Source organism: Parabacteroides leei, from assembly GCF_023369805.1.
GTDB classification, from domain to species: domain Bacteria; phylum Bacteroidota; class Bacteroidia; order Bacteroidales; family Tannerellaceae; genus Parabacteroides; species Parabacteroides leei.
In genome coordinates this window covers 99,606-125,904 of record NZ_JAMBQG010000011.1, presented here as the reverse complement: position 1 = coordinate 125,904, position 26,299 = coordinate 99,606, and the positions used below count along the sequence as shown (strand labels likewise).

General features: G+C 44.5%; 16 protein-coding genes. 8 read left to right on the top strand and 8 right to left on the bottom strand.

Going from position 1 to position 26,299, the window contains the following annotated elements; all coding sequences use genetic code 11:
- Nucleotides 1-88: 88 nt before the first annotated feature.
- From rpmH to M1P97_RS16090, 5 genes are all read left to right on the top strand, one after another.
- On the top strand, nt 89-241 hold the full coding sequence (rpmH, locus tag M1P97_RS16110; protein ID WP_075555701.1) for a 50S ribosomal protein L34: 153 nt from the start codon (nt 89-91) through the stop codon (nt 239-241).
- A 123-nt stretch (nt 242-364) separates the two neighbouring features.
- A complete protein-coding gene (locus M1P97_RS16105) occupies nt 365-988 on the top strand; it encodes a PASTA domain-containing protein (RefSeq protein WP_195372357.1) in 624 nt (207 codons plus the stop codon).
- A gap of 2 nt (nt 989-990) precedes the next feature.
- On the top strand, nt 991-2,067 hold the full coding sequence (locus M1P97_RS16100; RefSeq protein WP_195372408.1) for an RluA family pseudouridine synthase: 1,077 nt from the start codon (nt 991-993) through the stop codon (nt 2,065-2,067).
- Between the two features lie 2 nt (nt 2,068-2,069).
- Nucleotides 2,070-3,077 (top strand): D-alanine--D-alanine ligase, encoded by a 1,008-nt coding sequence (locus tag M1P97_RS16095; protein WP_249389599.1) that lies wholly within the window; start codon nt 2,070-2,072, stop codon nt 3,075-3,077.
- A 12-nt stretch (nt 3,078-3,089) separates the two neighbouring features.
- Nucleotides 3,090-4,250, top strand: a complete 1,161-nt coding sequence (locus tag M1P97_RS16090; RefSeq protein ID WP_249389598.1) for a 1-acyl-sn-glycerol-3-phosphate acyltransferase — start codon at nt 3,090-3,092, stop codon at nt 4,248-4,250.
- Between the two features lie 101 nt (nt 4,251-4,351).
- On the opposite strand, the gene M1P97_RS16085 is transcribed toward M1P97_RS16090, so the two are convergent.
- The 6 genes from M1P97_RS16085 to M1P97_RS16060 form a co-directional block, all read right to left on the bottom strand.
- Nucleotides 4,352-6,955 carry a glycoside hydrolase family 3 C-terminal domain-containing protein gene (locus M1P97_RS16085; RefSeq protein WP_249389597.1) on the bottom strand — a complete coding sequence of 868 codons (2,604 nt, stop codon included), beginning with the start codon at nt 6,953-6,955 and terminating at the stop codon, nt 4,352-4,354.
- An 80-nt stretch (nt 6,956-7,035) separates the two neighbouring features.
- Nucleotides 7,036-8,508 (bottom strand): RagB/SusD family nutrient uptake outer membrane protein, encoded by a 1,473-nt coding sequence (locus tag M1P97_RS16080; protein ID WP_249389596.1) that lies wholly within the window; start codon nt 8,506-8,508, stop codon nt 7,036-7,038.
- 11 nt (nt 8,509-8,519) lie between these two features.
- Nucleotides 8,520-11,873, bottom strand: a complete 3,354-nt coding sequence (locus M1P97_RS16075) for a TonB-dependent receptor (RefSeq protein WP_249389595.1) — start codon at nt 11,871-11,873, stop codon at nt 8,520-8,522.
- A 232-nt stretch (nt 11,874-12,105) separates the two neighbouring features.
- Nucleotides 12,106-13,062, bottom strand: a complete 957-nt coding sequence (locus M1P97_RS16070; RefSeq protein ID WP_249389594.1) for a FecR family protein — start codon at nt 13,060-13,062, stop codon at nt 12,106-12,108.
- 84 nt (nt 13,063-13,146) lie between these two features.
- Complete coding sequence (locus tag M1P97_RS16065; protein ID WP_249389593.1) at nt 13,147-13,668, bottom strand: RNA polymerase sigma factor; 522 nt, start codon at nt 13,666-13,668, stop codon at nt 13,147-13,149.
- Nucleotides 13,669-13,815: 147 nt separating this feature from the next.
- Nucleotides 13,816-17,775 (bottom strand): hybrid sensor histidine kinase/response regulator transcription factor, encoded by a 3,960-nt coding sequence (locus tag M1P97_RS16060; RefSeq protein WP_249389592.1) that lies wholly within the window; start codon nt 17,773-17,775, stop codon nt 13,816-13,818.
- A gap of 226 nt (nt 17,776-18,001) precedes the next feature.
- On the opposite strand from M1P97_RS16060, the gene M1P97_RS16055 reads away from it, so the two are divergent.
- The 3 genes from M1P97_RS16055 to rocF all read left to right on the top strand — a co-directional run bounded on the left by M1P97_RS16055 (nt 18,002) and on the right by rocF (nt 21,625).
- Complete coding sequence (locus M1P97_RS16055) at nt 18,002-19,237, top strand: MFS transporter (protein WP_195372353.1); 1,236 nt, start codon at nt 18,002-18,004, stop codon at nt 19,235-19,237.
- A 232-nt stretch (nt 19,238-19,469) separates the two neighbouring features.
- The gene (gene rocD / locus M1P97_RS16050; RefSeq protein ID WP_249389591.1) at nt 19,470-20,681 is read left to right on the top strand and encodes an ornithine--oxo-acid transaminase; all 1,212 of its coding nucleotides are present in this window, start codon (nt 19,470-19,472) and stop codon (nt 20,679-20,681) included.
- 47 nt (nt 20,682-20,728) lie between these two features.
- A complete protein-coding gene (gene rocF / locus M1P97_RS16045) occupies nt 20,729-21,625 on the top strand; it encodes an arginase (protein ID WP_195372351.1) in 897 nt (298 codons plus the stop codon).
- 81 nt (nt 21,626-21,706) lie between these two features.
- Here the strand turns inward: rocF and M1P97_RS16040 are convergent, their stop codons facing one another.
- Complete coding sequence (locus tag M1P97_RS16040) at nt 21,707-23,074, bottom strand: TolC family protein (RefSeq protein WP_195372350.1); 1,368 nt, start codon at nt 23,072-23,074, stop codon at nt 21,707-21,709.
- A complete protein-coding gene (locus M1P97_RS16035) occupies nt 23,064-26,291 on the bottom strand; it encodes an efflux RND transporter permease subunit (RefSeq protein WP_195372349.1) in 3,228 nt (1,075 codons plus the stop codon). Before M1P97_RS16035 ends, M1P97_RS16040 begins: the two co-directional genes overlap by 11 nt.
- Nucleotides 26,292-26,299: the final 8 nt, after the last annotated feature.

Below are 26,299 nucleotides of genomic sequence, written 5' to 3'. Positions count from 1 at the left end.
AACAGCTAACTCTTTGTTTATTAAAAAAAAGCCTCTATCTTTGCAGCCCGAATTGGTATAAGATAATAATAAATAAATATATAGAAAGATGAAAAGAACATTCCAACCTTCCAACAGAAAAAGAAAAAACAAGCATGGTTTCCGTTCAAGAATGGCAACTGCTAATGGTCGTAGAGTATTAGCTTCTCGTCGTGCTAAAGGAAGAGCTAAGTTATCTGTTTCTGACGAATACAACGGATAATCAGCCCGTTTTAAAGAAATTATTCATAAAGAAAGTAGAGGTTTTTACTAAAAAGCCTTTACTTTCTTTGTTTTAACGGCTTTGTTTTCTACTTTTGATCCCGCCTACAAACACAAAATAGAAATGAATAACTTTTTTGTTAAACTGATAAAGAATCCGTACGTCTTAAACTTGCTGCTGGCTGTGGTCGTGGCATGTGGCCTGATCTATGGCACTCTGAAATGGCTCGATAAGTATACGAGGCATAATGAGGCTGTTGTTGTGCCGGATGTGAAAGGCCTGAAGGTGGAAGAAGCCGCTGAATTCTTCAAAAATAACAACTTACGTTATAATGTGATCGACTCTGTATTCTCCAAGGAAGTTAGTCCTGGAGCAATTGTGGAGTTGGTACCTTCAGCCGGATCGAAGGTAAAAGAAGGTCGGATCGTATTTATCACGGTAAATGCATTGACATCGCAGATGGCTACTATTCCCGAAGTGGAAGATTTGTCGTTCCGCCAGGCCTATGCCTTATTGCGAGCCCGTGGATTTGAGAATGTGGAGATCGAATATGTTCCGGGTGACTTTAAAGACCTGGCTGTTTCTGTCGATTTACGTGGAAGAACGTTGGAAAAAGGCGAGCATGTCCCGCTCACCGCTCCTTTGATTCTGAAAGTGAGCAGTGGTGAGGCCGAAGTCCTTCCCGAAGATTCTTTGTCGACTATGCCTGTCGAGTCGCTGGATAGTGAAGAAGAAAACTGGTTTTAATGATGAATGAATTTTTCGACGAAATGGATGATGAACAGGCTGACGGCCTGTTAGGACAGGAAGAGGAGGGTGGTACTCCCCGACTGTATGAACATTTCCGCTTCGTTGCCGATCGCGGACAATCTTTGTTGCGGGTAGACAAGTTCCTGGTAGACCGTATGTTCGGATCGACCCGCAACCGGATACAACTCGCTGCCGAAGCCGGATGTATACTGGCAAACGGTAAGCCGGTAAAAAGTAATTACCGCGTGAAGCCGGAAGATGTGGTGACGATTGTAATGACCCGTCCCCGTCGTGAACTGGAAATCGTTCAGGAAAATATCCCTCTTAAAATAATATATGAAGATGAAGACTTGCTGGTAGTGGATAAACCGGCAGGCCTGGTTGTGCATCCCGGACACGGTAACTACACCGGTACGCTGGTAAATGCATTGGCCTGGTATCTGAAAGACGATCCGACCTACGACCCTTCCGATCCAAGGTTGGGATTGGTTCACCGTATAGATAAAGATACTTCCGGGCTGCTGGTTGTTGCCAAGAAACCGGAAGCGAAGGCCAACCTCAGCTTGCAATTCTTCAATAAGACTACCAAACGCGAATATCGTGCGCTGGTTTGGGGAATTGTGCAGGAGGACGAAGGTCGCATAGAAGGAAATATCGGACGCGATCCGCGCGACCGGATGCAGATGACGGTCTTTCCCGAAGGAGATCAGGGGAAAACGGCCGTTACCCATTATTCCGTACTGGAACGTTTGGGGTATGTGTCGCTGGTGAAGTGCCGCCTCGAAACAGGACGTACGCACCAGATACGTGTACATATGAAATATATCGGTCATACCCTTTTCAACGATGAGCGGTATGGCGGAAATGAAATTCTGAAAGGAACAACTTTTACTAAATATAAACAATTCGTACAGAACTGCTTTGCCATCTGTCCCCGGCAGGCACTGCATGCCAAAACGCTGGGATTCGTGCATCCTACTACCGGTGAGGAAATGTTTTTTGATTCCGAAATTCCCGCTGATATGGCACAACTGATAGAGAAGTGGCGGATATATGCAAATACTAAAGAAATATAAAAATGAAAAAGAACATTGCTATTGTAGCCGGGGGAGATTCTTCCGAGATTGTTGTTTCATTAAAAAGTGCAGAAGGAATCTACTCTTTTATTGATAAAGACAAATATAATTTATATATTGCAATCGTTAAGAAAGGCGAATGGGCGGTTAAACTTCCTGGCGGGGAATATACACCAATTGATAAAAATGATTTTAGTTTCCGGGAACATGGTGAAGTGAAGTATTTCGACTTTGCTTATATCACTATTCACGGTACTCCGGGAGAGGATGGAAGATTACAAGGCTACTTCGATATGATCGGAATGCCTTATTCTTCGTGCAATCAGTTGGTCAGCTCTCTTACTTTCAATAAATTTGTTTGTAATAATTATTTGCGTAGTTTCGGTATCAATGTCTCTGACTCTATCCGTTTGTTCAGAGGACAGACTGTGACAGACGAGGAAGTTGTAGACCGTTTGGGATTGCCGGTATTTGTGAAACCGAATGATGGGGGAAGCAGTTTCGGTGTTACAAAAGTGAAGGAAGTTTCGCAATTGCAACCTGCTATTGCAAAGGCTTTTGCCGAAGGCAACGAGGTCATACTGGAAAGTTTTATTTCAGGAACAGAAGTGACTTGCGGTTGTTATAAGGTAGGTGGCGGCCTGGAGGCGGCCCGGAAGGAAGTTGTCTTTCCGCTTACCGAAGTGGTTACAAAGAACGAGTTCTTTGATTTCAACGCGAAGTATAATGGCGAGTCCGACGAGATAACTCCGGCTCGTATCTCTCCCGAACTGACGGAGAAAGTACAACGCGAAGCATCGAAGATTTACGACATACTGGGCGCCAAAGGACTCATCCGGGTCGATTTTATTATCGAAGCGAACGGGAAACCGAAAATGCTCGAAGTAAATACGACACCGGGTATGACGGCTACCAGCTTTATCCCGCAGCAAGTTCGGGCTGCCGGATTGGATATCAAGGATGTTATGACTGACATCATTGAAAATGAACTGCAAAAGGTAGGTAAATAATAATAAAAAGATATGGATACAGAAGTTTCCTATAATTTTGACGACATTCGTCCGCTGAACAACGACGAGGTGAAGGATGCTATTGAAGCACTGGTAACCAACGAAGATTTCGAGCGGGCCTTCCGGTACATCAAACCGGATGTGAACTGGGAAGAGTTTTCTGAAACGATGCGTTCGTTCAAGACAAAAGAAGACTTTAAATCGAAGCTGGCTTATGAAGCTGTGATGATGGTTGCCAATAAGACGACTTTCTCACTGACAATCTCCGGACGAAGCCGTCTTCCGAAAGATAAAAAGCCTTGTACGTTTATTTCCAATCACCGTGACATTGTTCTGGATGCCTCGTTCCTGAATGTAATGTTGTATGATGTGGGTTATGGTATGACGCAAGTTGCGATAGGTGACAACCTGATGATCCGTCCCTGGATCGAAACTCTGGTTCGCATGAATAACAGTTTTATCGTAAAACGTGGTGTCTCCGTACGCCAGATGTTGGATGTAAGTAAAAAACTTTCGGCATATATCCGTCATACGATAAATGAAACGAAGGAATCTATCTGGATTGCACAGCGTGAAGGTCGTGCCAAAGATTCAAATGACCGCACACAGGGTAGTGTCTTGAAAATGTTGAATATGAGCGGGGATAAGGATATTGTTTCCAACATCATGGATTTGAATATTTTCCCGGTTGCTATCTCTTACGAGTACGATCCGTGCGACTTCCTGAAAGCAAAAGAGTTCCAGATGAAACGCGATGATCCTGATTATATGAAGAGCCAGCGTGACGATTTACTGAGCATGGAGACGGGTATCCTGAATAATAAAGGACGTGTTCACTTCACCTTGACGGAACCGATCAACGATCAGTTGGCCGCTCTCGATAAGAATATGGAAAAGAACGAATTGGTAGCTGCCATCGCTTCTATCATCGATAAGGAAATCTACAGACATTATCGTTTCTATCCTTGCAACTATGTAGCTTATGATATGCTGACCGGTACAAAACGTTTCAGCGGTAACTACGGGTTGAGAGACAAAAAACATTTTGAAGAGTATCTGCAGGGACAATTGGATAAGATTGTCTTGCCGAACAAAGACGAAGCATTCCTGCGGACGAAGATACTTGAGATGTATACGAATCCTTTGAAGAATCACCTGGCAAACCAAGAATAAGAAAAATTTACAGAAACAAAAAAGGACTATCTTTTCCCGATAGTCCTTTTTTGTTTCTGTAAATTGTTTCTGTGGAATGTATATAAGAGTTATATAATAATTTACTGTATAAAGAATGATTTTGTCAATGTTCTTTCAGGAGCTTTTGAATCGGGTTGACTGCCTCCGATAGCTATATCGATATTTCCTGCCGAATAGCTCAATTCACCGGTTTCTGTAACAATGGACAGATCTTTGGGAGTCAGCAAAAATTCTACTTTTTGAGATTCTTTGGATGCCAGGTGGATGCGTTTAAACCCTTTTAGCGATTTTAACGGCACATGTTTTGTCTTATTGGTATGTGAAAGGTAAAGTTGTACAACTTCATCTCCGTCCTGTTCTCCTGAGTTTGTGACCCTTGCAGAAACTTTAAGACCTTTCCCCTCCGGGAGTGCCTGTATTTCCATTTGATCGTATTGGAAAGTCGTATAACTTAATCCATAACCAAAAGGATAAACAACATCTCCTGTAAAATAGCGATAGGTACGATTGTTCATATTATAATCTTCAAAATCAGGCAAATCTTCAACTTTCTTATAGAATGTGATAGGCAGGCGGCCTGCCGGATTATAATCGCCGAATAAGACATCGGCAATCGCTTCTCCGGCTGCCTGTCCTCCATACCATGTGTTTACAATAGCCGGCAGATGCTTGGCTTCCCATTCCAAACCGATAGCACTACCTGTCATTAATACGAATACGACCGGTTTTCCTGTTGCATGTAGTGCTTTGATCATTTCAGACTGAATGGCCGGTAGTGCGATGGATGTCCGGTCTCCTCTTTTGAATCCTTCGATCTCTACACCCATTTCTTCCCCTTCCAGTTTGGCAGAGAGACCTCCTGCATAAATAATGATATCTGCATCTTTAACGGAAGATGCTATTGTTTGACAATCGGTTCTCTCCAGTACACCCATATCGAAAATCAACTCCGCATTATCTGCATATTGCCAGTATTCAATAAGGATATCGTATTTTTTCCCTTTTTGTGCCTTCAACGGGTAATAGTTGGCCGTATTGCCTATTTTTTCCTGCTTGACACCATTGATGTACAGGTTTGCCCCATCGTCAGCATGTAGCTTAAAATATACATCTCCTGTTTTCTCAGGAATGAAAGTCGATTTCCAGGTAGCTGATAACCGGCGGGTAATAATCCCGTTGGCGATATCTTCTCCGTCTCCCCACAGATAATTAATTCTTTCTTCCATACGTGACAAGCCCGGTTTTCCTTCCCGGTTCATGTTCTGGTAATATTCAGCAAAGAATCCGGAAGTTCCGTTATAAGAGAAAAGACGGTTATCATAAGTAGAAGTAAAGACCAGATTATCGGTTAGCCCGATCCCCTGTTTATAGATGATTTCAGTATCTTTTCCTACTTTTCCCCTGATACCTTCCAATAAAGTGGTTATTTTACTCGGATACCCGTAGTAATTAGCCAGAAGCACTGTTTCTTCATTGGCATTGGGACCGACAACGGCAATCTTTTTAAGCGTTTTCTTTAATGGGAGAAGGTTGTTCTCGTTTTTTAAAAGGACAATCGATTGACGTGCCATTTCGAGTGCGTGTTGCTGGTGTTCCTGACATTCTAGTACAGAGACTGGAATTCGGGCATAAGGAACTCGTGAATCAGGATCGAACATTCCCATCTGGAATCGTAGTTTGAAAAGACGTCTTAGGGAGATATCGAGTTGTTTTTCTGTGATAAGTCCTTCTCCGAGGGCATCGGCTAGTGCCTGATAAGTGCCGTCATTGGAACACTCACAGTCCGTTCCGTGTAATACGGCATCTGCGGCGGCACTGGCTGCATTGGGATGCGTTTTATGATGTTTGTGAAAGTCTTCGATACCTCCGCAGTCTGAAGTAACATATCCGTCGAACTTCCATTGGTTTCGAAGTATGTCGGTCATCAGTAAATCATTACCGCAGCAAGGCTGTCCGAAGAATGCGTTGTAGGCACACATGACACCTGTGACCTTCGCCTCCTTGACTAATTGCTCAAAAGCAGGAAGATAAGTATCCGATAGATCATGGTTGCTGATTTGCGCGTTATAGGTATGACGGTTCCATTCAGGCCCACTGTGTACGGCATAATGCTTGGCACAAGCGGAGGATTTTAAATAATGCGGGTCATTCCCTTGTAACCCGGATACAAATGCTGTTCCGATCGCTCCTGTCAGGAAAGGATCCTCCCCATAGGTTTCCTGTCCTCTTCCCCAACGAGGATCTCTGAATATATTGATATTCGGACTCCAAAAAGTTAATCCTAGAAAACCGCCGGTTTTACCCTTGCGTGTGGCATCGTGATAGATAGCCCTACCTTCATCTGATATTTGCTCAGTCATCTTTTCGACTGCTTCCGGATTCCAGGTAGCAGCTATACCAATTGCCTGGGGATATGATGTCGTATGGTAAGGACTTCTGGCTATTCCATGTAAACATTCATTCCACCAATTATACGCAGGAATATTAAGTCTTGGTATGGCTGGTGCATTATTCATCATCTGACTTATTTTTTCTTCAATGGTCAGTTTGCCGACCAAATCGTCGACTCTCTCATCTATCGATAAGTCCGGATTCTGAAATTTATATGAATAAGATTGAGAATTACTAATTAGAGGAGATAAAACAATCCCTAAGACAATTGTGAAAATACGACTTGTTTTCATGAGTGTTATATATTGATTCTTCGAAATTTATGCAGCTTTCTCTCTTTGGAGAAAGAACTGCATAGATTTCAGAAATATGATTAATTGTATCCTTCGTTCTGTGTTAAAGAACCCTGTGCTTTGCTGATTTCAGAGTCGGGGATGGGTAGATAGCGATTGTGTTGTTTCCATCCTTTATCTGACAGATAGGTGGTCGCCTGATTGGTTCTTATCAGATCCCAGTAACGGTGTCCTTCACCAACGAACTCTTTATGACGTTCCAGATACAGGATATCCAGATTAACGGTTGGAACATCGGAAATACTCGGTCTTGCCCGTTTGTAAACCATAGAGAAGTATTCCTGAGCTTTTGCGGTAGAACCACCACTGCGTAACAATGCTTCTGAAGCCATAAGCAAAACATCGGCATAACGGAATACACGAACATTATTTTCAAAATCAAAGCGGCTGGGGCCGTAATAGCCGACTCTTGGGGCATATTTCTTTAAGAAATAACCTGTATTTTGATAAGCAGGCGTATAACTCCAGTTTTTTTCTTGCCCTTCATAGGCTTTAATAGAATCGTCGATGGCAAAAACTGTAGCATATTTACGGATATCTATATCTTCATACATATCAACAGTTGCTTTCTGCATCGTACCAAATCCCCATCCTTCCAGGAAAGTATTGGTCGGGTCCGTGAAACCACGAGGGAAAGAAATCTGAGGCATACGGTTGTTGTCGTCTACAGAGAATTCCACTTCGAATATGGATTCCTCACAATGTTCACCTTCCCGTAACCACATCTTTTCAAAATCACTGACCAAACTGTAGTTGCTGCTATTGATGATCACTTCCAGTTCCTTGATAATTTCTCCCAAGCGGGTCTCATCGTTCTGCTGCAAAACAATTTTTGCTTTCAGTGTACGAGCTACTGCGTCCGTTAACCGGCCGGTTTCGTCTCCCGTTACTGTCATAGGTAATTTCCCTATTATCTCATCTAATTCTTTTATAAGGAAATTATAAACATCGTCAGCTGTTCCTTGATGTTGGGTATAATACTCATCCGGGTTCGTGATATTTTCAGTCAGTATAACCAGATTGCCGTAATATAACCATAACCAATAATAATAAATAGAACGCAGTAATTTCGCTTCTGTATTCATGCGGGACAGATTCTCCGGGTTACCGCTTGCACCAGGGGTCTTTGCTATAAGCGTATTGGCACGGTTGATCCCTTTGTAATATTGATTCCATAATCCATGCGGAGCAGTGATCGGAGACATTGTGAAATTATCTAATACCTGCAATATCATGAGGTCCGTTGCGTCGCCGCCACCTGCATTCAGGTCGTCAGACATAATATCTGCGCAGAATGAAAAATAATAATGAGGATCATTATGTCCGGCTTGAAGGATATCGTATACACCTGTCAAAGCCTTGAATATTTCATTCTCATTCTTGAAATATTCCTCTTCGGATATTTCAGTCTTTGGATTTACATCTAAAAAATCGTTGCATGATCCTAAGCTTAGACATAATCCAATTCCTAATATAATAGCATATTTTTTCATACCTTATAATTTTAAAATGAGATACTTGCACCAAAAGAAAATGTTCTGGCCTGTGGATATATACCCTGATCTACACCCATTCCGGCTCCGATTTCGGGATCGCCTCCGTGATATTTTGTCAAAGTGAGCAGGTTTTCGCACATAAAATAAACCCGGAGTTCCTGCGTGAGAAATTTCTGTGTCAGATTATTAGGTAGAGTATATCCCAACTGCAGATTTTTAAGTCTGAAATAATTACCGTTGTATAGATACAGATTGGATGCTCTGGTGTTGTTATTGTTCTCTTGATTGGCATATACGACACGTGGATAGTAGTTGGAAGTACCTTCGCCATGCCATCTGTCCAGAATATAAGTAGAGTAGTTCACATGGGCCAGGTCGGGTCTTCTTGAAGCATCAAATATCTGATTGCCGAATACTCCTTGCCAGAACATGGAGAAGTCAAAATTTTTATAAGACAAAGCCATATTGAAACCGACTGTCCAGTCCGGAGTAGGTTTACCTAAATAAGTACGGTCGTCGTCATTGATTTTACCATCGTTGTTGACATCCTGGAAGATAACATCACCGGGTACAGCGTTGGGCTGTATTAATTCTCCTTTGCTGTTCTTGTAATTATTGATCTGTTCCTGGTTCTGGAAGATTCCGATGGCCGGAGTTCCGAAGAAGTGGGCGATAGGATATCCTGTCGTATGTCTTTGGATAACTCCAGCAGTTCCATAACTGGCATAATCCGTATATCCGGCAGTGACTCCGATATCTTTGATTTCGTTTTTCATATAAGAAGTATTAGCTCCTATCTGATAATTAAAATCGGAAATATTTCCTTGGTACGAAACTTCCATCTCTATACCTTTATTAGTCATTGTTCCGACATTTCCATCGGGGGCATCGTTTCCGATGAACTGAGGGATAGGCAACGCCATTAACATTCCATTGGTCGATTTGTGGAACAGGTCGATAGTGGCGGACAGGCTATTATTGAATAAGCGGGCATCGACACCAACATTAAACTGTTCAGACTCTTCCCAGCGGACTTCTGAGTTCGCCAACTTGGATGCGGCCATACCGGATGCAGCAACGTTATCTCCGAAAATATAATTGGCTCCCGGTTTAATCAGTGAGGTGTATTGGAAACCATTGATTGCCTCATTACCGTTTCTACCCCAACTGGCTCTTATTTTTAAAGCATTCAGTGTGTTGTTTTCTGTAAAAAATGCTTCATTATGGATATTCCAACCTAGTGACACGGAAGGGAAGTAAGCCCATTGATGGTTCGATGAGAAATTGGAAGAACCGTCACGTCTTAAAACGACTTCTGCCAAATAGCGTTCAGCGTAATTGTAGTTGATACGACCGAAGAATGAGGCTAAAGCGTGTTCGTTTGCAGAACCGAAAGCTTCCTGATCGGCTTTGGCTCCCAGTGCAGAGTCGAGATAGTCTTTACCCAGAGCATAAGAAATCAGGTTCGTATTTTTTCCTCTGATATCTGTATATGTTGTTTTCTGGATGGTCGATCCAACCATAACGGTGAAATTATGAACATCGATTTGCTTGTTGTAACGTAATGTATTTTCAACACTCCAGACGGTGTTCCGGCTCATACTTGATTGAATTCTGGATACATCATCCATTTTTGTTTCTGATAGGTAATATGCCGGGCTCCAGTTGGTAGATTCTTTGAAAGCCATATCGGTGGAGTAGCTGCTTCTGAAAACTAAATTGTCTATGATATCCAATTCTCCCCAGATAGATCCTACCAGCTTGTGAGTGGCATTTCTCTGATTGATAGTTTTCATCAGGGCAACGGGGTTTGTCAATTCACTACCTGAAATGATCTTATATAATTTCCCGTTATCATCTTTGACCAGTTGATCGCCATACCGGTCTGTCAGGTTCTTGATAACCGATTCGTCGGTCTCGTACAAAGGCTGGTTACTCGGGGATAACGTTGCTGCAAAGAGAGGACCGCTCCAACCACTGTTTTCATCAATACCTTTTTGATCTATTTTAGTATAGCCAATATTGACGCCGACACGCATTTTCTTTAAGAATGAACGGTCGTTGCTTTCAAAAATGTTATAAGCTGAATTTACTCTGAAGTTATAACGTTTGTAGTCAGACTTGTCTTTAGCAACGATTCCTTCCTGATCCAGATAACCGAATGATAGGAAATAAGAACCTTTTTCATTTCCTCCGCTGATATTGGCATTATGGTTTATAACCGGAGCATTATCATTGAAGATGAGGCTTTGCCAGTCTGTTCCCTTTCCGACTTTGGCAGGGTTGTCATATATAGGATCCATACCGGCATTTATATAAGCTTCATTCATTATCTCTTCATACTGTTGCCCATTCAGTAATTTTCTTTTTCGCCACGGATTCTGGATACCATAGGAGAAGGAGTAGTTTACTCTAGTCTTTCCTATTTTCCCTTCTTTGGTAGTGACTAGAATGACACCATTGGCAGCCCGGGCTCCGTAAATGGCAGCGGAGGCAGCATCTTTCAATACTTCGATAGACTCTATATCTTTAGGATTCAGATAATCGATACCACTGCTGACTGGCATACCGTCTACGATATAAAGAGGGTCACTGTTATTGATCGTACCGATACCACGGATACGTACTACGGAGGATGTTCCCGGCTGGCCTGAGTTTTGGGTGATCTGTACGCCGGAAATTTTTCCTTTCAATACATCTTCTACACGTGTCGGGGTTGCATTCGATAAATCTTTGGAAGTAACCCTGCTGATAGCGGCTGTAACTATGCTCTTTTTTTGGATACCATAACCGACAACCACAACTTCATCCAGGTTTTGCGTGTCTTCTTTTAAAACAATTGCGAAGTTTTGTTTATCTCCTACTGCAATTATCTGTTGCAAATAACCTATATATGAAACTTGCAGGATGGCTCCGGCAGGTACGTCCAGTCTGAACATGCCATCAAGGTCTGTAATAGTTCCATTGTTTGTTCCCTGTACCATGATATTGACACCTATAATGGGTTCCCCGTTCGTGTCGGTCACTTTACCGGAGATTTGTTTGGTCTGTTGGGTAACAGAGCTTTTCTTCATGATGCTGATGCTCCTGTCATTGATCGTGTATGTCAGGTTCATTCCGGATAATGCCTTCGACAAGATTTCATTGATCTGTTTGTTTTGGGCATTTACATTGACATAGATATCCTTTACATCTGAGTCTACGTAAAAGAATAAAAATTCACTTTGTTTTTCAATACTTGAAAACAAGTCGGTAAGAGCTATCCGTTCGGCCTCCACTGATACTTTTGTTGTTTGTGAGTACGATTCCATAGCTTTTGCCTGAAACAAAGCAATAAAGAGAATGATAATTGCGATTCTCATAATTGAAAAGATTTTTTTGAGATCTTTGCTAAGGAAAGACCTGTAATACGAAACATTTTCCATATTTTTGCATTGATAATAAGGTTAATAATCTGCTTCTGCCCCAATGTTTGGTCGCGGAGAGGTCGAAGCTGTTATTCTTTTTTATGTAAACCGGCTATACCTGGTATGGCCGGTTTTGGTGTTTTTTTATTGGTATTAATTCATGGGCAAACTGATTATGTATGATTAACTATTTTATGTAATAGATTCCTTCTTTATAGGTCCACTTTATCGATAGACTTTTGTTGATCACTTGTAATATCTGTTCTAAACTTTGTTCTTTAGTGAATGTTCCTGATACTGTCACTGAAGGATCGGTGAGTTTTTTATTGACGATGGTAAATTTGACATGATATATCTTTTCCAAATCCTTTAATAAGGAGACAAAACAGATTGATTTATATCTCAACAGATCATCCTTCCAGGCTATTTCCTGGTCAGTGTCTACTGAATAGACATCTATCTGATGAGTCGATTTTGCGAATTTTAATTGTTGATTGGGTAATAATACGATCTGCTGCTTAGGACTTTCGAAACGAATCGAGCCTTGAATGAGCGTAGCGGTAATATAGTCGTTATTTTCAAGAGCTTCGACATTGAAAATGGTTCCTAATACCCTGACAGAAGCATTTCCTACTTCTACCTCGAATGGTTTCTTTGTATCTTTGGCAACTTCGAAATAGCCTTCTCCGACTAATTCGACATGACGTTTCTCTTTTCCGTAGGCATCAGAATAGGTTAGTTGGCTATTTTTATTTAAAATGACTTTAGTGCCGTCTTTGAGTTGGATTTCGGATTTATTACTCTGGCTCAAATAAGTATATAATTGCACTTTTTCTTCACTCTTACTAAAAAACAAAGTCGGTATGAGTAATAACAGGATGATTGCAGCAGCACTAGGTAACAGAATCTTCCATAACCGTTTTTGTTTTTGCTTTCTAATCTGTCTTTGTAGTTTATCATAGGATAAGGAAGGACTTACGGAATGATTAAATGAAACTTCCGCATCCATATAACATTTTAATTTCTGGAATTCGGCTTCATTCTTTTTATCTGCATTCAACCATTCACTCAACTTCAGAATATCATCTGTTGAGGCATGTCCGCTTAGAATGCGGGATATGATATATTCTATTTTATTTTCCATTTGAATCGTTTCTATTATAGAAGTCGTATCGTCCGGAAAAAACCCTTAGCCGGATCTGCTATTTTTTTAATTTAGTTATCAATTTCAGGAGGTCAGCTCTCCGGATAGTGCTTCGCGAAGTTTGCGGACAGCGGTTGCCAAGTGGGCTTCCAGGGTTTTAATGGAGATATCCAGGATGGTGGCTACTTCTTTATATTTAAGCTTGTCTTCCCGTACAAGCTTGAATGCCAATTTACATTTGTTCGGTAATGAATTGATGGCAGCATTAAGACGTTCGATATCTTCTTTACTGATCAGATCTTCTTCCGGAGTTGTGTCGGCGTGAATGAAAAGGTCGATGATGTTTTCTTCCAGTTCTACTTTTTCGATTCGTTTTATCCTGTAGTAATTGATGATTTTGTTTCTGGCAATCGCATAAATATAGGAGTTGAAATTGGAGATCTCTGGTAGAGTGTGGCGGTTGTTCCATACGGCAAGTAATGTATCGGATACAATTTCTTCCGTTTCTACTTCGCTGGAAATGTATAGAGACACGAATCTCATTAGCCTTTGGAAGTAAGCTAGATAAAGAGATTTAAAGGCAGTCTGCGAATCTGATGATGCCATTTCACAAACCCACTGTATAATATTTCCCGAATCCTTCTCCAACGATTGTTTTATTGACAGCTTTTTTATATAGTCGTTTAGAAATAAGAAACCCCCTAGTCTGGAAGCAAAGATTTTTCTTTTGTCGGTGAAATAGGAGAATAAGTCTTACTTGTTTTCTTTCGCATATTTCGACGGACTCATTCCGAACTGCTTGATAAAGGCTGACCAGAAGTAAGATTGCGAACTGAAACCTACCGCTTCTGAAATCTCGTATATCTTCATATTTCCTTGTAGTAATAGTTCCGCTGCCTTTTTCAAACGGCTGATTTTGATCAGGTCGTTGGGGGTGAGGTCTGATATAGCACGTATCTTACGGTATAAGGTCGGGCGGCTCAGGTGCATCAGGTCGGCGATCATGTTTACATCCAGATCGGGATTACCGATGTTTTCGTTGATAATTTCGTTCAGCTTTTCAAGAAAGCCTTCATCGGCTTTGGTGTAGGCCATCGATTTCATGTTCGCTATCGGCGAGTTGAAATAGAACTTACGGATATTATTCCGGTTCGAAAGCAGATTGGATATTTGCGCCATCAACAGGCTCGTGGAGAACGGTTTCTCGATATATGCGTCCGCTCCCAACTCCAACCCTTCCAAACGAGCCTGCATCGTGTTTTTAGCCGTCAACAGAATGACCGGGATATGGCTGAATTCCAGGTCTGTCTTTACGCTTTGAAGTAAAGCGAAACCATCCATTACAGGCATCATAACGTCACTTATGATCAGTTGGATACTTTGTTTTTTGAGTTGTTCCAATGCTTCGACACCGTTGCCGGTGATCAATACATTATAGTTTTCGTTGACTTCGTCGGCGATAAAAGTACTCATTTCTTTATTATCCTCGACAATAAGGAGGGTCGGACGAGTTTCTTCCCAGCTATAAGAGATTTTTCTGGTTTCCGATTGCGGCTGTGGCTCTTCTTCGGCAGCTTTGACTGCACTGGCCAGTTTGATCGGTAAGGTGATACGGAATACAGTCTGGTTACCCGAAGTATCAGCCAGTTCGAGCGTTCCGTGATGCATTTCGGCCAATGAGCGTGCCAAAGGCAAGCCCAGACCGGTTCCGGGTTTATCCTCATTCCCTTTGATACGGTAGAACGGTTCGAATATTTTATCCCTCATTTCTGCCGGAACGGGAATACCGTCGTTGATAAAGTCGATCGTGAAAGTTTCGTAATCGGCGGACGGTTGCAGGCGGACCACGATACTGCCGGCTGCATATTTGACGGCATTCGAGAACAGGTTGCTCATAATCTTGGTGAGTGCTTCGCGGTCTACAAAAACATATAGTTCCTGTACGGTCAGGTCGAGGTTGAGCAATAGATTGTTTTCTGTGGCCATTTCCTGGAAGCGTTTGGCTGTCTCGGTCAGTAGCGATACAACCTCTGTGCGGACAAAATTCAGGCGGTATCCTTCTATTTCAGTTTTTCTGAAATCCAGTAATTGATTGACCAGTAGTAGTAGACGGGATACATTTTTGTCCATCAATGTCAGCGAATTGTTTTCTTTTTCGCCGATCTTATCTGATTTCAATAGACGTTCGAGCGGATTCTTTATCAGGGTCAGTGGGGTACGTATTTCATGTGCGATGTTGATAAAGAAATCGATCTTGGCCTGGTAGAGTTCCTTTTCTTTTTTGTTTTCAAACATTTGCATGTTGTATGCCATGGTGCGTTTGTTCTTCCGGCGCCAATAAAAGATAAAGTAAATGATAATGGCCAGAATGAATGCGGAATATATAATGTATGCCGTAGTGGAAACCCACCAAGGTGGCAATACGGTTATGTGCAGACGGGTTATTTTATCTCCCCAGTTATTGGAAAGATTGGCAGCTTTTACTTCAAAGGTATAGTCACCGGGATGCAGTTCGGTGAAGTACACGATGTTGCGTTCGCCAAGCGGTATCCAGTCTTTGTCGAGACTCACCATCCGGTAGGCATATTGTATGGAACCAGGTGCGATGAAGTTGAGGGAAGAGAAGTTTATGTTGAACGTGGACTGGCTGTGGTTCAATGTAATCTTTTTCACATCGGAGGAGGAAGAGCTGTTGATAATTTTTCTTCCGCCTGTTCCGTTCTGTATGTCGAGCGAGCTGATGTGCACATCCATTTTTTCGGCGGCCGGCCTTACATCGGTGGGTTTGAAATGGATAAAGCCTTTTACCGTACCGAAATAAAGGGTCCCGTCGTTATCCTTGAAAGCCGAGTTATAGTTGAATTGCCGGGTGACAAGGCCGTGTGCCTCGGTATAGGTCATGATCTTTTCTGTTTGTGTGTTGAGGCAGACCAATCCATTGGCTGTGCTGATCCAAAGGTTGTTGTTGTCGTCCGGCAGGATACGGAAAGCTACGTTACTCGGCATTCCGTTCTTTACGGTATAGTGTAACGATTCTCCGGTCTGGAAGTCATATTTGATGACGCCTTCTACGGTGGCAAACCACATATTTCCGTCTTTATCTTCGCAGGCATCGTTCACGGAGTTATGACGTTGAGTATTCAGTTTGTCGTATTGCAGATACATTCCGGTGTTGCTGGTCGTGTTGAAGTAATAGCTCCGGTTGAACATGCCGAGCCAGATCTTCCCCGAACGGTCTTCATACAGGCAGTTTACGGCAAAGGGAGGAAATTGGGGGGCATATACGAAACGGTCGTTCAGGTAATCGTAACGGAAAATACCGTCTTCCGTGCCGACCAGTACTTCCCCTTCGCGAAGAACTTTGATACAACGTACCGTGCTGTTTTTGACGGTCCGGGCGTCTTTCAACAGGTCGTAATGTTTGATCACTTTCCGGCTCCGTATATCCATCAGGTCGATGCCGTGTATTACATGTCCGATCCAAAGATTGTCGCCTGAGGCGGCCAGTCCGCGGATATTGGTATGGGAAAGGCTTTTCATGCCGGGAACGGGCTGGTAGTTCGTGAATGTCCCTGTTTTCTTTTCCAGACAGTTCACTCCGGCGTCTTCCGTTCCGATCCACCTGTTACCATAGGCATCGCTACAAATGTCGCGAATAACTTCACCTTTCAAAGAATGCGGTTCGTTCCAGGGATAATATACATTGAACGGGCGGAAGGGTGAGTAATAGTTCAGGCCGTTCTGATGGAAGCAGATCCAAACCCCTTCCTCCCTGTCTTCAAAGAGGGCGGAAATGAAATGGCTTGAAAGGGCATACGGGTCGAGCGGGTCTTGCCGGATCCGTTTGCAGGTTCCTGATAATAGGTCGTAGATGAACAAACCTGAATCTGTTCCTATCCAGAGTTCTTCTTTGTCTTTTTCGAGGAAGCAGTTGATCAGGATCGTCAGTTGATTCTTTTCCTGTATGTTCAGATCCTGATAGGTTTTTGAGAGTACATTGAATATTTTTACATCGTCATGTTCGAAGGCTACATAAATGTTGGCGGAAGAAGGCGATTGATAGAGCATAGACAGTTTCCGGGAAGTCGTAGCCGGGGAATGTGCAAAGAGATCGTACGAGTCGAGTGTCCCATCCTCCGTGTTCAACAGGGAAATAAGACCTTCCGAGTCTCCCAGCCAGATAGAGTTGTCGGCCATGATACAAAAAGAGGTATAGGTCTGCCCTTTGTTGCCGGCAAAGATGCGAAACTGTCCGTCGGAGATATTATATTGTATCAATGTTCCGTCCATCAACAGCCACAACTGGTTGTTCTTATCAAACTGAAAGAGGTCGATCCCTTTATTTTTTGTAAAGGGTACATGCAGGAACGACTCTTTTGTTTCGTTATACTGGTATAATCCGGAGAGAGTTCCTACCCATAGATTTCCGTCGTAGTCGCAGTTCAGATGGGTGATCCAGTTATTTCCAAGCGACTCGGCGTCGTCGGGATCGTTGCGGAATACTTTAAATGTGTAGCCGTCGAAACGGTTCAGACCGTCACGTGTCCCGATCCATATATAACCGCTTTTATCCTGTATGCAACAGGTCACCATATTATCGCTTAATCCGTTTTCCACCTGGTAATGGCGAAAAAGATAGTTGCTTTCGTCGGCAAATATCCAGAGGGAACAAGACAGGAAAAGTATAGATAAGATCAACTTCAGATAGCTCATAAATAAGTTTGTTGTTTGACACTGCAAGATATATAAAATTGTATTACGACTTTTCATTTATTGTATCACGGATTTCAAAAATTGTATCATACCTGATGAGAATACCATAGAATGAGATAAATACGGGAATTAATGCAACCGGAACGGACAGAGTTTCTTTTCAGGAAGGAGTACTTTTGATCAACGAAATTGGAAAACACAACAAGTAACCTTTTTATTCACTATCATGAGTACACTACATTCTAATACGAGAATCGGAACAAAAGTTCAGCTTTGCCTGATGATGTTTCTTCAATACATGCTAAGTGCTGTATGGTGGGTGCCGCTGGCCGCCTATCTTTCACACACACTTAAGCTGGAAGTGTATCAGGTTTCCTTCGTATTAAGTGCGATGGCTATCGGTGCAATGGCTTCTTCTTTTATCGGGGCGATTGCCGACCGTTACTTTGCCGCAGAAAAGATATTAGCAGTATTGAATATATTAACGGGTGTCTTTCTCCTACTGGCGGCCCAGCAAAAGGATTTTCCTCCTTTGATGTTCTTTGTCGTAATGGCTATGCTTTGTCACATGCCGACACAGAGTCTGACAAGTACGATCGCGATGAGCCATGCTCCGTCGGAGCAGTTTCCGCGTATCCGTATGTTCGGTTCGGTCGGTTGGGTCGCTTCGGGGATATTCAGCCTGGTGGCTATTCATTTATTAGGAATGGAGGCATTCGATGATACGAACCTGCCGATGTATTGCGGGGCTGGTGTTTGTTTTGTTGCCGCTTTTGCCAATCTGGCACTACCGCATACACCACCTTCGGTAGCGAAAAGTTCGAAGATCTCGGTGATGGATATTACAGGTTTCAGTGCCTTTTCGCTGATGAAGGATAAGAACTACCGGGTGTTTATGATCCTGACCTTCCTGTCTATCATACCGTTTACACTTTATCATGTATATGGTTCCATGATCCTGGCAGACGAACAGGTACGGAATATTACGGTGACGATGAACTTCGGGCAGTTGGCCGAAATGTTCTTCCTGGTTATCACTACGACAATCCTTGTGAAGTCGGGAATTAAGAATACATTAATCTTTGGTATGATAGCTATGCTGGTCCGTTACGGAGCCTTCTTTTTCGGTGCGGAAACCGGTCAGCAATGGTTCTATTATATTGGAATTATCGTACATGGGCTGATTTTTGGATTGTTCTATGTCGGTGGACAGGTTTATACGGACAATGTGGCCCCGAAAGAAATGAAGGCACAGGCGCAGGGCTTGCTTTTCTTCCTGGTATGGGGTGTCGGCTTCCTGATCGGTACGTTATGGAATGGATGGTTGATAGGATTTTTCCGGGATGGTGACAAGTGCGACTGGCCGGTACTGTTTATGATCTCTTCGGTTTGCACAGCAGTACTGTTGTTTTTGTTCATATTCCTGTTCAAACCGGTAAGCCTTAAAACTGTAGATAAATAATACGCATTTAATTCTCAAGACTATATATATTTTTTACGCCAAACATGAAAAAAGGGGATGACGAGGGTCATCCCTTTTTTAGTTTTCGGACATAACTTCCGGAGAGCGATCTGTTCATTGTGTTTCTTAACATATTCTTTTCCGTGACATACTGTCACTCAAATCACTACCTTTGGGACTATGGCTGTATGAAACGCTTACAGTCTGACAAAACAATTAAATCTGAAATAGTATGAGACCGGAAGATTACATCACCCGTGAGGGGAAGTTTGGTGCACACAACTATCATCCCCTGCCTGTCGTTCTTGAGAAAGGAGAAGGCGTATTTGTGTGGGACGTGGAAGGCAAACGTTATTTTGATTTCCTGTCCGGTTATTCCGCCCTGAGCCAGGGGCATTGCCATCCTAGAATCATCCAGGCATTGACCGACCAGGCACAGAAGCTGACACTGGTATCGCGCGCTTTCCATTCGGACGTATTGGGCGAGTATATGGAGTTTGCCTGCAAGTTCTTCGGCTATGATAAATTACTGCCTATGAATACCGGCGCCGAAGCGGTAGAGACAGCCTTGAAACTGGCGCGTCGCTGGGGGTATCGTATTAAGGGTATTGCATCGGGAAAGGCGAAGATTATCGTATGCAGCGAGAATTTCCACGGACGTACCATCACGATCATCTCCATGAGCACGGATCCCAGTTCGTATGCGGACTTCGGGCCTTATACCTCCGGTTTTATCAAAGTACAATATAATAATGTAGGAGAGCTGAAAGAAGCCTTGAAAGACCCCGACGTGGTCGGTTTCCTATTTGAACCTATCCAGGGGGAAGCAGGCGTGGTTGTTCCCGACGAAGGTTATCTCCGTACTTGTTATGACTTATGCCATGCCCATAATGTCCTGTTCATTGCTGACGAGATACAGACCGGCATCGGGCGTACCGGTAAACTGCTTGCCTGCGATTATGAGAATATTCATCCCGATATACTGATCCTGGGGAAAGCCCTCTCCGGTGGTGTCACTCCTGTTTCCGCCGTATTGGCGAACGATGAGATCATGCTGACGATCGCTCCGGGCGAACATGGTTCCACGTATGGGGGAAATCCGTTGGCTGCCGCTGTCGGAATAGCTGCCCTTGAAGTGGTGCGCGATGAACATCTCTCGGAGAATGCTTATGAGATGGGGGAATTATTCCGTAGTGAAATCCAGAAGATCGATAATCCGATGATTAAGCTGGTACGCGGAAAAGGCTTGTTGAATGCTGTCGTTACCGAGCCTCGCGGAGGAAAGGTTGCCTGGGATATCTGTCTGGCACTGAAAGAAAACGGTTTGATAGCCAAACCGACACATGATCATATCATTCGTTTCACACCACCGCTGGTTATTACCCGCGAACAGATGATGGAAGCGATCGGTATAATAAAGGAAACATTGTCCCGGTTTTTGTAAGGGCGGTTCGTGAACCGTCCCTACCTTACACATTAACACATTATTATATGAAAATAAACGTAATAGGAGTTCCTTTGAATCTGGGTTGCGACCGGGAAGGCGTGGAGCGTGCCCCGAATCATCTGCGCGAACGGGGACTGATGAAGGTGATCCGGAAGAACGGCCATCGTGCCTTCGACCTGGGGAATCTGTATGTTCCTCCCGTTTCGGAAACGGATAAATTTGCCCGTGGCAAGAGCATGAAGTATCTGGACGCTATTGTCGAGGTGAATAATAATCTGGCGGAGCTGGTGTATGATACCTTGCGCGGCGGGGCATTCCCGCTTGTTATCGGTGGTGATCATTCTCTTGGACTTGGAAGTGCTTCCGGTGTAGGGAAGTGTTTCGACGATTTCGGGATCATCTGGCTGGATGCGCATGGCGATATCAACACGAATGAAACTTCTCCCAGCGGAAACATTCATGGGATGCCGTTGAGTGCCTTGATGGGAATGGGGAGCGAGGAGCTGGTCAATGTCTATGGACAAGGAAATAAGGTGAATCCGCAGAATGTGTTCCTCGTTGGAACCCGCAGCCTGGACGAAGGCGAACAGGCACTGATTGAACGGGAGCACCTGAGCGTTTACACCATGGATACGATCCATCTGAAAGGAATCGGTTTTGTGGCCGAAGATATTAAGCGGAAGCTGAAGGAAAGAAAAATACGTAATGTCCATTTCAGTATCGATGTGGACAGTATCGATCCGCGGTTTGCTCCGGGAACAGGGACACGGGTGAGTGAAGGACTTTTGCCGGATGAGTTTAAGGATTTTGTCGATCATATCCTTTCAACGAATCTGGTGAAGTCGATGGATCTGGTGGAACTCAATCCCGAGTTAGATACGAATGACTTGACAACCGATCTCTGCCTGGATATTATCGATTATATAACAGTAAGGATTTAGAGTGGCATCCGAGATCCAGGAAACAAGAAGGGGGATATCATCGCGACATCCCCCTTTCTTTTCTGTGTCTATCTGTAATACTTATTCTTGTCCTCCGCCTAATGCGTGATAGAGGTTAATAACACCTTGTATCTCATCGAAACGGTCGGCTACCTGCGAGAGTTCCGCTTGCAACAGGCCTTGCTGGGCAGTCAGCACCTCCAGGTAAGTGGTGTTTCCGTGTTGCATCAGTAACTGGGTGCTTTTTACGGCCTTTTGTAAAGCTGTGATCTGTTGGTCAGCCAGTTGGATGCGTCCGCGTGCCGTCTGCCATTGTGTCAAAGCGTTGTTTACTTCGCTTCCGGCATTCAACAGGCTCTGCTGGAAAGCCAGAGAGGCCTCTTCCTGTTGTGCCTTGGCTATTTTCAACTGGGCGATGTTGGCGCCCTTGTTGAACAACGGCTGCGTCAACGAGCCTATCGCCTGCAACAGCCAGCCGCCCGGGTTGGTGATCATTCCTGTTCCGTTATTAGTCCATCCGGCAACACCGCTGAGGGTGATGTTCGGATAGAAAGCACTGCGTGCTCCGTTCGTTGCATAGAATGCCTGTGCCAATGAATATTCTGCCTGCCGTACATCCGGACGGTTGCTTAACAGGGAGAGCGGAACGCCGGCGGATAGTGTCTGGGGAAATTCCTGTCGATCCAATTCTCCCCGTTCCATCCGGTGAGGTACTTCTCCGAGCAGGTTGGAGAGACTGTTTTCCATCTCGTTGATCTGCTGGCGTAGCGTCAGGAGGGAGGCTTCCACACTCAAGCTGTTCGCTTCCGACTGGGAAACGGCGGCTTCGTCTGCCAGACCTGCTTTTTTCAGCGCACGCATCGCCTGTACGTTCTCTTTCCAAAGAGAGGCCGTCCGTTCACTGATGACAAGTTGTTTGTCGAGCAATAATAAAGTGTAATAGGAATTGGCTATAGTGGCTATTAGCTGTGTCCGGACGGCCTGTTTGTATGATTTAGTCTGTTCGAGAGCTGCCTGTGCACTTCTTTTTGCATTGGTGAGTCTCCCGAATATATCGATTTCCCAACTGGCAGCTACCGCCAACTGATAGCTTTTGGCGGCTTTCGAACCGTCGAAGCTGCTGATCGTACCCTGCGGATTCAGGTTTAGTGCCGGAAGGTAAGCCAGACGCGAAGTCATCAGGGCTGCTTCGGCTTCCTGTACCCGCAAATGGGCGGTGCGCATGTCGGTGTTATTCTCCAGTCCTTTTTCGATCAACGTCTGCAATTGTGGGTCTGTGAAGAGTTCCCGCCAGTCGAGACTGCCGATGCTGGTCGTATCCGTAGCCATCGCCTCGTCCCTGAACAGGTTGTCAGGAACGGAGGTCTCCGGTTTGTAGGATGTATAGATGCCGCACCCACTCAGTAACGAGAGGGTGGCGACGGATAATAGAATGATATTATTTTTCATCTGCTTGATTTCCTTTCTTTTTACTTTCGAGATAGTCTTTCCGCTCGGCGGTTACTTCTACCACTTCTTCCTGGATCTGCCAGTCGTGAGTCGGCTCGAACTGTATCGGGCGCACTTTTTCCTGCAGATACTGGAATACGATGAACAGGGAAGGCACGACGAACAGCAGTGCCAGTGTTCCGATCAACATACCGCCTACGGCACCTGTACCCAATGAACTGTTACCGTTTGCACCGACACCTGTCGCTACTACCAATGGAAGCAGACCGAAGATCATGGTCAACGCCGTCATCAGGATCGGACGCAGACGTACTTTGGCGGCAGACAGTGCGGCAGATGTCAGGCTCATACCGGCGGCACGCCGTTCGGCAGCATATTCAGTCAGCAGGATGGCTGTTTTAGCCAACAGACCAATCAACATGATCAAACCGGTTTGCAGATAGATGTTATTTTCCAGCCCCATGATCTTGGCGAACAGGAAGCTACCCATCAGTCCGAACGGTACGGAAAGGATTACGGCAAACGGGATCAGGAAGCTTTCGTAAAGCGCACTCAGGATCAGGTAGATCATCAGGATACAGATAACGAAGATCACGGCTGTCGTATTGCTTTCCTGGTTCTCTTCGCGGGTGATACCGGCAAAGTCGTAACCATACCCTTTCGGCAGGCTGGTTGCCGCTACTTCTTTTACGGCATTGATGGCGTCACCGGAACTATATCCTGGCGCAGGCATCGCATTAACCCCGATCGAGTTGTACATATTGAAGCGGCTTAGCGATTCGGCACCATATACCTTTGTCAGGTTTACAAACTGGCTTAACGGAGCCATTTCGCCGTTTGCCATACGTACGAAAGTATTATTCAGTGAAGATTCATCCAGACGATAATTGGGGGAAGCCTGTATCATCACCTTATACACTTTCGAGAAGCGGTTGAAGTTCGATACATACTGTCCTCCGTAATAACCTGACAGGGTACTCAGTACGGCATCCGGAGTGATACCGGCACGCTTACATTTAGCTGCATCTACCGTCACTTCCCATTGCGGGTAGTTGATAGAGAAGGTTGAATAGGCGGCTGCAATTTCCGGACGTTCGCGCAAGGCCCCCAGATATTGTTGTGTCGTATTGAAAAAATCGGTCAGATCGCCTCCCTTTTTATCCTGCATATACATTTCCAGTGCATTACCCATACCGTAACCGGGGATCATACCCGGCGACATGGCGAAGATGTTTGCATCCTTGATGTCGGCAGTCCGCCCGTACACCTGGTTGATAACCGATTGTACATGGTCTTCCTTATCTGTACGTTCATCCCACGGTTTCAGTTTGATGATGAACATACCGAATGAGTTTCCTTGTCCGGAGATCAGTCCGTAACCGGATACTTTGTTATAATCCTTAATCTGCGGCAGGTCTTTAATACGGTTCTCGATGTTGGTCATCACATCGTTGGTCGTTGCCAATGAGTTACCGGCTGCCGTCGTTACGTTGACGAACAATACACCCTGGTCTTCGTCCGGTACCAGACTGGTCTTCGTCGTTTTCATCAGGAAGAACAACAGGACAACCGAGCAAGCCAACATCGACCACATCAGCCATCTGCGTTTAATAAAGAAGAGTACGCCCTTCTTGTATTTGGCAATTAGAGCATCGAAAGCAGTATTGAACGCTTTACGGAAACGGGAGGCAAAGTTATTCTTTTGCGTACCGTCCTCATTGATATACGGTTTCAGTATCAGTGCGCATAACGCCGGACTCAGAGTCAATGCATTGATCGCCGAGATACCTACGGCAACCGCCATCGTCAGACCGAATTGTGTATAGAACGTACCTGAAGTTCCGCTCATGAACGATACCGGAATAAACACGGCCATAAACACCAGTGAAGAAGAGATAATGGCGGCACTGATTCCGTTCATGGCATCCATACTTGCCATGTACGAAGATTTATACCCGACGTCGAACCGGGCCTGTACCGCCTCGACGACGACGATGGCATCATCGACCACCGTACCGATCACGAGAACGAGTGCAAACAAAGTAATCAGGTTAATACTGAATCCGGCAATCGACATGAATGCGAATGTTCCGATCAGCGACACGATGATACCTACCAGCGGGATCAGGGTCGAACGGATATCCTGCAGGAAAATATATACTACCAGGATAACCAGTAAGATCGCTTCGATCAATGTCTTTACCACCTCGTGGATGGAAGCGAACAGGAAGTCGTTCGAGCTCATCATCTGTGTGATCTCAACTCCTTTCGGCAGGTCTTTACGTGCTTCGTCGAGGAAAGCGTCGATTTGCTGGTTTACCTCGGTTGCGTTGGAACCGGCTGTCTGGAATACCATACAGGAAACGCCGACATGCCCGGTCAGTTCGCCGATGTAAGAGTAGTTTTCACGTCCCAGCTCTATTTCTGCTATATCTTTCAGTTTCAGAACTTCACCGTCTTCGGTCGAACGGATTACGATATCTCCGAATTCTTCCGGCTGTATCAGGCGGCCTTTGTACTTCATCGTATATTGGTAGGTCTCCGTAGAGTTCTCGCCGAATGCACCGGTTGCCGATTCTATATTCTGTTCGGCCAGTACGGCGGTCACATCCGAAGGGATCAGGTTGTATTGTGCCATCACGTCCGGTTTCATCCAGACACGCATACTGTAATCTCCTCCCATTACCATCAGTTCGCCGACACCTGAGATACGGAGGATTTCCGGCTTCAGGTTAATGCTCAGGTAGTTGGCGAGAAAGCCTTCGTCGTATGAATCGTCAGGACTGTAAATCGAGAAGATCTGCAACATACTGGTCTGGCGCTTGGTAGTAGTGACCCCCACTTGAGTTACTTCTGCGGGTAACTGACCGGTGGCTTTGGACACACGGTTCTGCACGTTTACGGTTGCCATATCCGGATCGGTACCTTGTTTGAAGTATACCATGATGGATACGGTTCCTGCATTGGTTGCCGTAGATGTCATGTAGGTCATGTCTTCTACACCGTTGATGGCCTCTTCCAGCGGGGCGATTACACTCTTTTGAAGGGTTTCCGCACTGGCACCGAAGTAGGTTGTACTCACCATAACGGTAGGCGGGGCAATATCGGGATATTGTTCGACGGGCAGACTGGTCAACCCGATGATACCCATAAATACTATCACGATAGAGATAACGGCTGATAGTACCGGGCGTTCTATAAAGGTTCTTAATTTCATATTCCGTT